This is a genomic window from Blastococcus sp. CT_GayMR20 (genome assembly GCF_004570345.1).
This window is the reverse complement of the sequence record NZ_SPQM01000027.1, coordinates 1-11,958: the sequence shown is the minus strand read 5'-3', so window position 1 is coordinate 11,958 and position 11,958 is coordinate 1. Positions and strand designations below refer to the sequence as shown.

At 75.4% G+C, this 11,958-nt stretch carries 11 protein-coding genes, 1 tRNA gene and 1 pseudogene; 5 read left to right on the top strand and 8 right to left on the bottom strand.

The features are described 5' to 3' along the window. Positions 1 to 125 precede the first annotated feature (125 nt). From E4P40_RS29520 to E4P40_RS28005, 4 genes and pseudogenes are all read right to left on the bottom strand, one after another. Positions 126 to 221 (bottom strand): annotated as a pseudogene (locus tag E4P40_RS29520) (type II toxin-antitoxin system YoeB family toxin); the annotation flags it as partial. A 97-nt stretch (positions 222 to 318) separates the two neighbouring features. Next, positions 319 to 2,064 (bottom strand): selenocysteine-specific translation elongation factor, encoded by a 1,746-nt coding sequence (selB, locus tag E4P40_RS09010; protein ID WP_135158335.1) that lies wholly within the window; start codon positions 2,062 to 2,064, stop codon positions 319 to 321. A gap of 5 nt (positions 2,065 to 2,069) precedes the next feature. Further along, a complete protein-coding gene (gene selA, locus E4P40_RS09005) occupies positions 2,070 to 3,377 on the bottom strand; it encodes an L-seryl-tRNA(Sec) selenium transferase (protein WP_135158334.1) in 1,308 nt (435 codons plus the stop codon). Between the two features lie 40 nt (positions 3,378 to 3,417). Beyond that, positions 3,418 to 3,513: transfer RNA gene (locus E4P40_RS28005), tRNA-OTHER, on the bottom strand. 64 nt (positions 3,514 to 3,577) lie between these two features. Here E4P40_RS28005 and E4P40_RS09000 point away from each other — a divergent pair. After that, on the top strand, positions 3,578 to 4,162 hold the full coding sequence (locus E4P40_RS09000; RefSeq protein WP_135158333.1) for a WYL domain-containing protein: 585 nt from the start codon (positions 3,578 to 3,580) through the stop codon (positions 4,160 to 4,162). 63 nt (positions 4,163 to 4,225) lie between these two features. Here the strand turns inward: E4P40_RS09000 and E4P40_RS08995 are convergent, their stop codons facing one another. Beyond that, a complete protein-coding gene (locus E4P40_RS08995) occupies positions 4,226 to 4,810 on the bottom strand; it encodes a DUF6624 domain-containing protein (protein WP_135158332.1) in 585 nt (194 codons plus the stop codon). Between the two features lie 63 nt (positions 4,811 to 4,873). Here E4P40_RS08995 and selD point away from each other — a divergent pair, with 63 nt between their 5' ends. The 4 genes from selD to E4P40_RS08975 all read left to right on the top strand — a co-directional run bounded on the left by selD (position 4,874) and on the right by E4P40_RS08975 (position 7,765). Further along, positions 4,874 to 5,881 carry a selenide, water dikinase SelD gene (gene selD, locus E4P40_RS08990; RefSeq protein WP_209305232.1) on the top strand — a complete coding sequence of 336 codons (1,008 nt, stop codon included), beginning with the start codon at positions 4,874 to 4,876 and terminating at the stop codon, positions 5,879 to 5,881. A 9-nt stretch (positions 5,882 to 5,890) separates the two neighbouring features. Beyond that, on the top strand, positions 5,891 to 6,856 hold the full coding sequence (locus tag E4P40_RS08985) for a zinc-binding dehydrogenase (protein ID WP_135158331.1): 966 nt from the start codon (positions 5,891 to 5,893) through the stop codon (positions 6,854 to 6,856). A 134-nt stretch (positions 6,857 to 6,990) separates the two neighbouring features. Further along, positions 6,991 to 7,224: a helix-turn-helix domain-containing protein gene (locus E4P40_RS08980; protein WP_135158330.1), complete on the top strand. Its 234-nt coding sequence runs from the start codon at positions 6,991 to 6,993 to the stop codon at positions 7,222 to 7,224. A 1-nt stretch (position 7,225) separates the two neighbouring features. Further along, on the top strand, positions 7,226 to 7,765 hold the full coding sequence (locus E4P40_RS08975) for a Clp protease N-terminal domain-containing protein (protein ID WP_135158329.1): 540 nt from the start codon (positions 7,226 to 7,228) through the stop codon (positions 7,763 to 7,765). A gap of 9 nt (positions 7,766 to 7,774) precedes the next feature. Here E4P40_RS08975 and E4P40_RS08970 read toward each other — a convergent pair whose 3' ends face one another. The 3 genes from E4P40_RS08970 to E4P40_RS08960 form a co-directional block, all read right to left on the bottom strand. Beyond that, on the bottom strand, positions 7,775 to 9,172 hold the full coding sequence (locus E4P40_RS08970; protein WP_135158328.1) for an FAD-binding oxidoreductase: 1,398 nt from the start codon (positions 9,170 to 9,172) through the stop codon (positions 7,775 to 7,777). Between the two features lie 88 nt (positions 9,173 to 9,260). Further along, the gene (locus E4P40_RS08965; protein WP_245160219.1) at positions 9,261 to 10,667 is read right to left on the bottom strand and encodes an FAD-binding oxidoreductase; all 1,407 of its coding nucleotides are present in this window, start codon (positions 10,665 to 10,667) and stop codon (positions 9,261 to 9,263) included. Beyond that, the coding region (locus E4P40_RS08960; RefSeq protein WP_167762160.1) for a helix-turn-helix domain-containing protein at positions 10,664 to 11,958 on the bottom strand (1,295 nt) is incomplete at its 5' end. The genes E4P40_RS08965 and E4P40_RS08960, both read right to left, overlap by 4 nt.

Genomic DNA, 11,958 nt, shown 5'->3' with positions numbered 1-11,958 from the left:
CGGGGCTGCTCAGACGAGCCCCGCAAGCAAGGCGGAGTCGACGGATGTTGTCCGGGCAGCCGTACCCTCACGCCCCCGCTGGGTACCGACCGGCGACCGGGGAGAGGGGGCGCCACCCACAGGACTCAGTAGTGGTAGCGAGCCTGCAGCACGACGAGCTGTTCCCCTGGGACCGTGTAGACCAGCCGGTGCTCCTGGTCGATCCGGCGCGACCAGCAACCTGAGAGATCACCACTCGGCGTTGACCTCCTCGATCAGCGGGAAGAGCCGCTGACGAGCCTCGCTGGCGGTGACGGACACACGACCTCCATCGGCGCTTCAGCGCAGGCGGCGGGTGTTGTCCGGCAGCCGGACTGTCACACCCTGGGCGTCGAGCCATTCCATCAGCGGCACGGCGACCCGGCGGCTGGTTCCCCAGGCCCGGCGCGCCTGGCTCACGCTGAACGGCTGGTCGAGGGGGACCAGCCGCTTCCGCGCCTCCTCGGCCACGCCGGGGGCGAGGTGGACGCCGCCGGCGATCCGCACCAACTGGCCGCTGCGCACCGCCGCCGCCAGCTCGCGCGGGCCGAGGCCCGCGGCCTGGAGGTCTCCTGCCTCGGGTGCGGCGAACGGGTCCCCGGCCAGCCGGGCGCGGACGTCGTCCACCGCACGCTGGACCTGCGGCGGCAGTTCCGCCGCCGCGTGGACCACGCGGCCGTCCCGCAGCACGAGCGGCGGCCGGACGACGCCGGCCACCAGGTCGGCGTCCGGCAGGTCGAGCGCCCGGCGCACGACCTCCACCGGCGGGCCCGGCTCGAGCGGCCGCAGCCTGCGGAAACGCACGACGACGTCCGGCACGCGGCCGGCGAGCTCGTCGGCCAGCCCGCCGGCCATCAGCCACGGGCCGTGCAGGGTGGCCCCGGGCGGCACCGGCCAGCCCATGGCGGCGAAATCCCCGGCCCGCACGACTCTCCGCCGGGCGAGATCGGCCGCGGCACCGGCGGTGCCATGGGGCTGGGCGGCGAGCTCGGCGGCCCGCTGCCGGGCCGCGCCCCGACGGCGGAGCTCCGGCGGGTCGACGTCCCGCACGTCGGCGCCGAGCACCCGGCGGGTGCCGGGGTCGCGCAGCAGCAGCCGGTCGCCGATCCGCAGGGGCAGCGGCGCGTTCAGCCGGAGCCGGACGACCGTCCCGTCCAGCGGCCGGACGCGGGCGCCCACCGTGGCCGAGCCGACGTGCACCACCGCCTCCGCGGGCAGCCGGTCCTCCGGTGCGCGGGCCAGGGTGACGTCGACGGTGGCGGTGGAGCGGAACGCGCCGGGCGTCAGCAGGGCGTCCCCCCGCGAGAGGTCCTCGACGGCGACGCCGCGCAGGTTGAGGGCCACCCGCGCGGTCGCGACGGCGCGGTCGACCGGCTCGCCGAGCGACTGCACCCCGCGCACCACCACCTTGCGGTCGCCGAGCTGCAGCCGGTCCTCGCCGTCGACGGCGCCCGCGGCGAGCGTGCCGGTGACCACGGTGCCCGCGCCGCGGATGGTGAAGGCGCGGTCGATCCAGAGCCGCACCGGTGCGGCCGGGTCCGGGGACGGCAGGCCGGCCAGGAGCTGCTCGAGACCCGCGGTCAGATCGGGCAGGCCGGCACCGGTGAGGGCACTCACCGCCATCCCCGGGACGTCGCCCATGGACGTGCGGCGGAGCCTCTCCCCGACGTCGGCCAGCACGGGGTCCGGGTCGGCGAGGTCGGCCTTGCTCACCGCGAGCAGGGCGTGCCGGACCCCGAGGGCGTCGAGGACGGCCACGTGCTCGGCGGTCTGGGCCGACCAGCCGTCGTCCGCGGCGACCACGAGCAGCGCCGCCGGCACCGACCCGACGCCGGCCAGCATGTTGCCGACGAACCGCTCGTGCCCGGGGACGTCGACCACCGCGATCCGTCGTCCCGACGGCAGCGTCGTCCAGGCGAAGCCGAGGTCGATGGTGAGGCCCCGGCGGCGCTCCTCGGCCCAGCGGTCGGGCTCCATCCCGGTGAGCGCTCGTACCAGGGCCGACTTGCCGTGGTCGACGTGGCCGGCGGTGGCGATCACGTGCATGGAGCTCACTGCGCGGCGACCGCCAGCACGGCCGCGGCGAGGTCGTCGTCCGCCGAGGGCAGGAGGCTGCGCAGGTTCAGCAGCGTGCGGTCGCCGTCCAGGTAGCCGACGACCGGCGGGGCGCCCCGCCGCAGGGGTTCGGCGAAGGAGGCGGGCAGCGAGACGGCCGCGCTGGGCAGCGGGTGCTCAGGCGCCCCTCCCCCGCCGACCCGCGCCTCGGCGTCGACGGCCGCGGCGTCGACACCCTGCGCTGCCAGATGGGCGGCCAGCCTGCGGGCACGCACCCGAAGGCCGTCGACATCTGCGGCGAGCATCTCCTGGACGGGCGCCAGCGGCCCGCGCAGCGTGGCCTCGAGCGCGGCGAGCGTCGTCTTGTCGACCCGCAGCGCCCGGTACAGCGGGTGCCGGCGGAGACGCTGGACGAGCTCTGCCCGGCCCAGGACCAGGCCGGCCTGCGGTCCCCCGAGCAGCTTGTCCCCGCTCGCCAGGACCAGGTCGGCGCCCGCCGCGAGGGTGCCCTGCGCGTCCGGCTCCTCGGGGAGCCGCGGATGCGGCTGGAGGAGCCCGGACCCGATGTCGGCGACCAGTGGGGTGCCGGTGCCGTCGAGCGCTCCTGCCAGGTCGGCGACATCGACCTCCCGGGTGAAACCGCGGACGACGAAGTTCGACGGGTGCACCTTGAGGACGGCGCCGGTCTCCGGGCCCAGGGCGCCGCGGTAGTCGGCGAGCGTGACCCGGTTGGTCGTCCCGACCTCGTGCAGGCGGGCGCCGGTGGAGACGAGCAGGTCGGGGATGCGGAAGCCGTCGCCGATCTCGACCAGCTCACCGCGAGCGAGGACGAGCTCGCGCCCCTGACCGAGCACGGTCGCGACCAGGGCGAGGGCCGCCGCGCAGTTGTTGACCACGATCGCCGCCTCGGCGGCCGGGACGGCGGCCAGGAGCGCGGCGATCGCCGCCTCCCCGCGGGGGCCGCGCCGGCCGGTGGCCAGGTCGAGCTCGACGTCGGTCGTGCCGCTCGCCGCGACCACGGCCTCGACGGCGGCCGCGGACAGTGGCGACCGGCCGAGGTTGGTGTGCACCAGCACGCCGGTCGCGTTCAGGACGGGCCGCAGGCTGCTCGCCGTGCTCGGGAGCGCGGCGAGGACGGCGTCCACCGCGTGGGGCGGGGAGACCTCGCCGTCACGGATGCGCTGCTGCACGCGCTGGACGACGTCCTTCACCAGGCCGAGGCCGAGCCGCTCGCCGGCGGCCGCGAGTTGCGGGTCGGCGAGCAGGGTGTCGGTGCGGGGCACCTGCCGGCGGGGATCGCTCATCGCTACTCAGCGTAGGCGGCGCCCGGGCGACGAGGCGGGATGGCGGAGGCGGACGGGAATCGAACCCGCCTGACCGAGCTGCTCGGCCACGTCGGCTTTAGAGGCCGCGGGGGTCACCAGACACCCTGACGCCTCCGTCCGGCAGCCTACGTGGCGGGCGCTCCGCAGAAACTGTCAGAGGGGCTCGTCACCATCCCCGCATGACCCGCACCGAGCCCCGCCCCGCCGCCACGCTGCCGCCGGTCACCCTCACGCCCGAGGAGGCAGCGGCGGTCGCGGTGGCGCTCGCCGCTCAGCCGGACGGCCCGTTCAGCGCGGACGGGCGGTCGGCCCTGGAGAAGGTCCTCGGCGCACTCGAGCCCGACCCGGGTCGCCGGTCCCAGCTGCTGGCGACCAGCCTGTGGGTCAGTGCGGAGGCCGGTCACTCCGCGGAGATCCGGTCGGTCGTCGAGCAGGCGGTGACGCGCCGCCGCGTGCTGGTGGTCCGGTACCGGGACAGCAAGGGCACGACCTCCCGTCGCGAGGTCGAGCCGCAGCTGCTGGCCAAGAGCGGCCGGCACTGGTTCCTGGTCGCGTGGTGCCGCGAGCGGGATGCGATGCGCTGGTTCCGCGAGGACCGCATCGAGAGCGTCGAGCTCACCTCCGAGACGGCGCCGCGGCGGGACCTCACCGACTTCGGCACCCCTCCGGCCGACGGGCACCCCGCCGGGCGGGCGCTCGGCCGGACGGCGGCACCGGCGGCGAAGGCACCGCGGCTCGTCGTCCTGCCCGGAGGGCGCCTCTGAGCGTGGCTCTCCTGCAGAGGCCCGCGGCGAGCGTGCGAGCGGGGGGGGCAGGCGGGTCCTTTCTCAGTCCTCGGCGCAGATCGCCGCCATCTCGGCGAGGTACTCGGCCATCGGTGCCAGCCCCACCTCCGCGCGGCGTGCGTCGACGGCGGAAGGGACGGCGAGCGGCGCGGGCACCGGCCCGTCGGGTCCGCAGCCGACCTGGGTGCCGTAGGTCTGCGGCTCGCCGGCGCCCGCCGCGATCCGGTCGGTGAGGTAGGCGAGGTTGCCCGGCGAGCCCTGCGCCTGAGCGACCGCCGCGCGCAGCAGCTCGAGCGCCTCCCGCTGGAAGGCCGGGTCCTGGTCGGAGTGCTGGACGATCGCCCACGCCGCGTCCTCGCCGTCCGTCCCGACGAGGTCGAAGGTCGGCCAGCCGTGCTCGGCGAGAATTTCCTTCATCCGTTCCGTCCGGGCGGCATCGCCCTCGGCGTCCGACCCGCCGGTGCGGCCGCTCTGGTCGCGCTCGAGCATGGCGATCAACTCGTCGTGCAGTGCCTGGTCGAAGCCTTCCGGCGCCGCGGAGGCGGACGACGCCGTCGCTGCGGGCTCCGCATCCGGGCCCGAGCAGCCGGCGAGCAGCAGCAGGACGGCGAGCAGCAGGACGCGCACGGGGCCTCCTCGTGGACCCGCTCATGATCACGCGCCACCGCCGGCGCGGCTACCGTCGTCGGGGTGACGACTGCACCGGCCCGGATCCGCCTCACCCAGTTCGCACACGGCGGCGGCTGTGCCTGCAAGATCCCACCCGGCGAGCTCGAGGCGGTGGTGGCCGGCCTGACCGCGACCGGTCCCGCTGCTCCCAACGCCGAACTGGTGGTCGGGCTGGACGACGGGGACGACGCGGCCGTGGTGCGCATCGCCGGCAACCAGGGGCTGGTGCTCACCACCGACTTCTTCACCCCCGTCGTCGACGACGCGTACACCTTCGGCCGGATCGCGGCCGCCAACGCGCTGTCGGACGTCTACGCGATGGGCGGCACCCCGGTCGTCGCCGTGAACCTGCTCGGCTGGCCCCGCGACGTGCTGCCCGCCGAGCTGGCCGCCGAGGTGCTGCGCGGCGGTCTCGAGGTGGCCCAGGAGGCCGGCTGCCACGTCGGCGGCGGCCACTCGATCGACGACCCCGAACCCAAGTACGGCATGGCCGTGACCGGCCTGGTCGACCTCGACCGGATCATCCGCAACGACGCGGCCGTCGCCGGGACGGCGGTGTCGCTGACCAAGCCGCTCGGCGTCGGGGTGCTCAACAGCCGGATGAAGGCGACGGGCGAGGTCTCCGAGGAGGCGGTCGCCTCGATGACGGCGCTCAACCGCGAGGCCGGCCGGGCAGCGGTGGCCGCGGGGATCCGCGCCGGCACCGACGTCACCGGCTTCGGCCTGCTGGGCCACCTCTACAAGATGGCGCGCGCGAGCGGGGTCACGGCGGTGGTCGACGCCGCCGCCGTCCCCTACCTGGTGGGGGCGCGCGAGGCCCTGGCCGACGGCTTCGTCTCCGGCGGGACACGGCGCAACCTCGACTGGGTGCGCCCGCACACCGACCTGTCGGCCGTGTCGGAGGACGAGGCGCTGCTCCTCGCCGACGCGCAGACCTCCGGCGGACTACTGCTGGGCGGCGAGGTCCCCGGGGCGCCGGTGATCGGCGAGTTGGTACCCCGGCAGGACGCCGTCGTGATCGTTCGTTAGCTTCCCTGCATGCTCGCCGCCTTCGTATCGACGCCTGCGCCCGAGGACCCGCTGTCAGTCCTGGAGGTCGGTGACCGGCCCGAGCCCGAGGCGCCCGACGGCTGGACGACGGTCGAGGTCAAGGCGGTCTCCCTGAACCACCACGACCTGTTCAGCCTGCAGGGCATCGGCCTGCCGCAGGAGCGCATGCCGATGATCCTCGGCACCGACGCCGCCGGGCTCGACCCCGACGGCAACGAGGTCGTCGTCCACGGCGTCGTCGCCAGCCCCGGGTGGACCGGAGACGAGACGCTGGACCCGAAGCGCTCGCTGTTCTCCGAGCTGCACCAGGGGACGATGGCCGAGAAGGTCGTCGTCCCGAAGGGCAACCTGCTGCCCAAGCCGTCGGAGCTGTCGTTCGCCGAGGCCGCCTGCCTGCCCACCGCCTGGCTGACCGCCTACCGGATGCTGTTCGTGAAGTCGGGCCTGCGCCCCGGGCAGACGGTGCTCGTGCAGGGCGCCAGCGGCGGCGTCGCCACCGCGCTGATCGTGCTGGGGCGGGCCGCCGGCTACCGGATGTGGGTGACCGGGCGCAGCGAGGAGAAGCGCGCCGCCGCGCTCGCGCTCGGTGCCGAGCAGGCGTTCGAGACCGGGGCGCGGCTGCCCGAGCGGGTGGACGGCGTCATGGAGACCGTCGGCGACGCCACCTGGTCGCACAGCATCAAGTCGCTCAAGCCCGGCGGCGTCGTGGTCACCTCCGGCGCGACGACCGGCTTCAACCCCGGCGCCGAGCTCAACCGGGTGTTCTTCACCCAGCTGTCCGTCATCGGCTCGACGATGGGCACCCGGGCGGAGCTCGAGTCGCTGATCCAGATGTGCAGCGTGACCGGGATCCGGCCGGAGATCGACGTCGAGCTGCCGCTGTCCCAGGCGCGCGAGGGCTTCGAGCGGATGCTCGAGGGCCGCACCGCCGGCAAGATCGTCTTCACGCTGTAGACCCAGGACGTCCACGCCGCCCACGTCGAGCGGAGCGGGGGCGCGCCGTACCGAGCGCGCTCCGAGGGCGGGTGCCTGCCGAGCGCTGTCAACCACAGTTGACAATCCGGTGGAAGCAACCTAGGTTGACAGCCATGGCAGACACAGCGCAGGTGGCCACCGCCGCCAGCAGCCGGGACCCCGCCATCGGGCTGAAAGCGGTCCGCTCGCTCCGGGTCCTGGTCGAGCGGCTCGAGGCCCTCCAGGTCGGCAGCGCCCGCGAGCAGGGCTGGACGTGGGACCAGATCGCCCAGCTCCTCGGCGTCACCCGGCAGGCAGTGCACAAGAAGTACGCGAGCGGCCGCGGGCCGCTCCGGCGGAAGGACTGACATGTTCGAACGCTTCACCGCCGAGGCCCGCGAGGTCGTCGTCGGCGCGCAGCACGAGGCACGGCGGCTGCACCACGGTCGCATCGGCACCGAGCACCTGCTGCTCAGCCTGCTGGGTCAGCGGACGCCGAGCGCGGCGGTCCTGGCCCGGCACGGGCTCACCAGGGACGAGGTCGCCGACGCGGTGGTCCGCTACGTCGGCGACGGCGACCTGGACGCCGAGGCGCTGACCGCCCTGGGCATCGACCTGGACGCCGTCCGCAGCAGTGTCGAGGCGACCTTCGGAGCCGGCGCCCTGGACCGGGCACCGTCCGGCCCGCGCGACGTGCCGGGTCACCTCCCGTTCACCCCGCGGGCCAAGAAGGTCCTGGAGCTCTCGCTCCGGGAGGCCCTCGCGCTGAAGTCGAAGAGCATCGCCGACGGGCACATCGCCCTCGGGCTGCTCCGCGAGGGCCAGGGGCTGGCGGCGAAGGTGCTGGCCGACCGAGGCGCCGATGTCGTCGAGCTGCGCCGCGACCTCACGGCGGCCCTCACCGCGTGACGCAGGGCGTCACGACCGGGTGTAGGCCCCTGCCTGCAGGACGCCCTGCGGGTCGTAGGTCTCGACGACCTGGCGGAGCCGGGCCAGGGTGGCCGCGTCGTAGGACCGCAGGGCCGAGGCGCGGTCGTGCGGGATCCCGAAGTTCGGCCACACCCCACCGGTGTCCCAGTCCCCCAGCGCCGCGAACAGTTGGTCGGCGTGGGCCAGCGCGCCGGCGGCCATGCCCGCGTCCGCAGCGACGCCGAGGGTCAGCACGCTGAACTTCGCCGCCCGGTGGCTGAAGGCGCTGGGGTGCGCGCCGTCGCGGGCGTAGGCGCCGCCGAGGTGCCGCACCTCGACCATGACCTGCGGCGAGCCCGAGCCGGGGCCGGCCACCTGCAGCAGCCGCCCGGCCGCCTCGGCCGGGAAGCCGTTCAGCAGGATCGCCGGGTCGGTCACCGGCATCGGCTCGACCGGGTCCGCGTGGACCGCGTCGATCTCGGCGTACGGCCGTTGGCGGGCGTCGTCCAGGATGACCGGTGCCACCGCCCGCATCTCGTCGAGCAGGCGGGCGCCCTCGTCGGGGTCCCCGGTCCACACGAACCGGATCCCGAGGGTCATCCGCCCGGCGAGCGGTGGCGGGATCTCCGGCAGCGGCGGCAGCTGGAAGATCACGAAGGACGTCGTCCCCAGGTCCGGGAGGGCGTCGGCCCAGCCCCGCCACCGGTCGATGACCGCGGCCGCGTCCTCGGCGTCGAAGTAGACCGCCCCGCCGTAGAACGACGGGAGGTCGACGAGGTCGAACTCGATCGCGGTCACGATGCCGGCGGCCCCCTTGCCCCCGCGCAGGGCGAAGAACAGGTCCGGGTGCTGGGTCGGGGTGACCCGCCGGAAGACGCCGTCCCCGGTGACGACCTCGAAGGCGCGCACGCGGTCGGCGGCCAGGCCGTAGGTCCGGGCGAGCGGGCCGACGCCGCCGCCGGTCGTGTAGCCGACGATGCCGACGTCCGTGGTGGAGCCGTTGAGGCCGGCGAAGCCGTAGGGCGTCGCTGCGGCGACCAGCTTCGACCACTTCACGCCGGCGCCGACGCGGGCCCAGCCCTCGGGGTGGACGGTGACCTCGTCCAGGCCGCGGGTGACGATCAGCAGGTGGCCGGCCAGCGAGGAGTGGGCTCCGTGGCCGGTGGCCTGCACGCCGGTGGTGAAGCCGTGGGCGCCGGCGAAGCGCACCGTCTCGACGACGTCCTCGGCGGTACGGACGGCGACGACGGCCGCCGGCCGCATGTCCACGGCGAGGTTCCACGGGGAGACGAGCGCGTCGTACTCCGGGCCGTACGGGGTGTGCACGGACCCGGTCAGCCGGGCGCGCAGGTCGTCGAAGGAGATCTCCGAGTCGACGGCGTAGTGGGCGTCGAGGATGAGGGCCACGGGGTTCCTCCTGGGTGGATCCGACTGATGGAGGAACCGTGCGCTCCCGACCTTGACGGGGGGCTGTGGCCGCCTTGAGGCGACCGCCTCAAGCGTTCTCAGGTCGGGCGTGCTCGGGGTGCGGGGCCAGGAAGAGGTCGCCCGGGTCGGCGGCGCGGCGGATGGCCGACAGCCGTGCGTGCACGCCGGGCGGGAAGACCTTCCGGGTGTCGGTGCGGTCGTCGAGCATCGGCAGGTACTGCCGCCCGGTGGCCCAGGGCTCCACCGCGGCGAGGTAGCGGGCGGCGTCGGCCCGCTGACGTTCCCAGTCCTGGTCGCTGCCCCCGCCGATGCCGAGGCCGAGCGCGAGGTACGCGCCGTCGAGGAACGAGAGGGCTCCGCCGTCGGGATCGGGCCGGGACAGCGCCCCACCGAGCTGCCGCAGCTCCGCGGCGGCCAGCCGCGTCCCGGACCCGGGCCCGACGGCCTCCAGGATCCCGGCGATGGCCGCGTCGGGGAGGTCGGACACCAGGGTGCTGCTGGCGTAGGCCGGGGTCGGTCCCTCGGGGTCGAGGTGCAGGCGCACCAGGGACGCCGCCGGCACCCGCGCCACCGTGTCGAACTGCGGCCGCAGGGCCCGCAGGGGCGCGAGCACCTCGCGCGCGAACGCGTCGTCGCCCAGCACCGCCCCGTCGACCATGACGATCTGCCGCCCGTGGAGCTCGGGCGGGATCGGTTCCATCGCCGGGACGTCGATCATCCGCAGGGAGGTCGTCGCCTCCTCGGGCACGTCGGCGCACCAGGCCACCCACGCCGGCAGGACCTGCTCGACGTCCGCCCAGTCCCAGGCGAGCGCACCGGCGACCACCGTCTCCAGGGGGAACAACTCGAACTCCAGCGCGGTCACCACGCCCAGCGGTGCCGCTCCCCCGCGCAGCGCCCAGAACAGGTCCGCGTCGCGGTCGGCGGAAGCACGGACGAACGTCCCGTCGGCGAGGACCAGCTCGACGGCGGTGATCGCGTTGCACTGCAGGCCCAGCCGCCGGGCGTACCAGCCGATCCCCCCGCCCAGGGAGTAGCCCACGACACCGACGTCCGGGGACGACGGATGCCGCGACGCCAGCCCGCACCGGCCCGCGGTGTCGGCGAGGTCGCCCCACAGGACGCCGGCCCCGGCGCGGACGGTGCGCCGGTCGGCGTCGACCTCGAGCTCCGTCATGGCCGACGTGCGCAGCAGCACCGCGTCGTCCAGCCGGCCTTCCAGTGGTGGGGCGCCGTGGCCGGTGCCCTGCGCCGCGACCTGCAGCCCGGCAGCACCCGCGGCGCGCAGCACCTCGGCCACCTCGTCGGGGAACGCCGGGTAGCACACGGCCGCCGGGTAGTCGCGCATCTGCAGGTTCCAGGGCGAGCGGGCCATGTCGTAGGCCGGGTCGCCGGGCAGCTGCACGGACCCGCCGCACAGCCCGCGCAGCGACTCCGCGCGGAGCACGGCCGGCGGCGTCGCCTGCTGCGTCACGGCGTCCTCCCGGTGCTCACCGACCCAGGATCCGTCGGCGGACTTGCGGCGAACTTGAAGCCGTTCCCGGACGTCGACTCCAGCACCGCCTGCACCGTGCCCGGCGTCAGGAACAGCTGCTGCGCCACGTCACGGACGCCGAGGCCCGCCGCGGCGAGCTCGACGATGCGGCGCTCGGTCGAGGTGGGGCACCGCTGCGCGTCCCGGCCGCTCTCGTCCGGCCGGCCGCGACGGGCCAGGGCGGCGCGGGCGCGCCGGGTGATGCCGACGGCTCCCCGGTCGAGCGCCGTCTCCAGCGCCGCGTGCAGCAGCCCGACCGCCTCGTCGTCCGGCACCTGCGGGCTGCTGCCCAGCACGCACCGCGCCCGCGCGAGCTCCACCGCGGCATACGTCGGCGTGAGCACGTCGACCGCCTCGCGCACGTCGTCGAGGCCGTCGTCCCTCCGCAGCTGGCCGAGGCCGCACAGCGCCGTCCCGAGGTAGCTCGGCGCGCCCCACCGCCGCAGCCGGTCCACCTCCTCCTGCATGAGGGTCACCGCCTCCCCGGTGCGGCCCAGGCGGTCGAGCGAGATCGCCGCGGTGGTCAGCCAGGGGTTCCACGCCGGATTGCGGACCGGCACCGGCATCGGGATGGCGTCGAGCATGGCCAGGGCCTCGGCGGGGCGGCCCTCGACGGCGAGCAGCCGGGCGATCGCGTGCTCCATGAGGCGGGCGCCCTCGCCGGCGGCCGGCCCCTTCAGCGCCGCGTCGGCCACCTCCCGGGCGGCCGCGACGTCGCCCCGGTCGAGGTGGCAGCCGATCTGGAACGACCGCGTGTAGGGCTCGCCGATGCCGGATCCGCCCCACATCCGGTCCTGGTCGAGGGCCGCGGTCAGGCAGGCCAGGGCCTCGTCCAGCTCGCCGCGCCGCCAGCGCCAGTAGCCCTCCCAGAGGCTGGTCGACATCGCCATGAACAACGAACCCTGGGCGTGCGCCTGGGCGCGGGCCCGCGCCCAGAAGTCCCCGAGCTCGTCGTCGGCGACCATCCGGACGAGGGCCGCCACCACCCAGAACAGCCCGTTGTCGACCGACCAGAGCCGGTCCTCGTCGAGGGAGAACCGTGCCAGTTCGACGGCGCGCTCGCGGTCGGTGCCCTCGATCATCGTCTCGAAGGCGAGGGTGGCGGCCAGCATCCGGGCGCCGTGTCCGGTCCCGTCCGGCTCCGGCGGGTCCGTCCGCCCCCACACGTCGCGTTCGAGACCGTGCATGTAACCGCCGGTCCGCCCGATCGCCAGCAGGGCCTGGCGGTGGT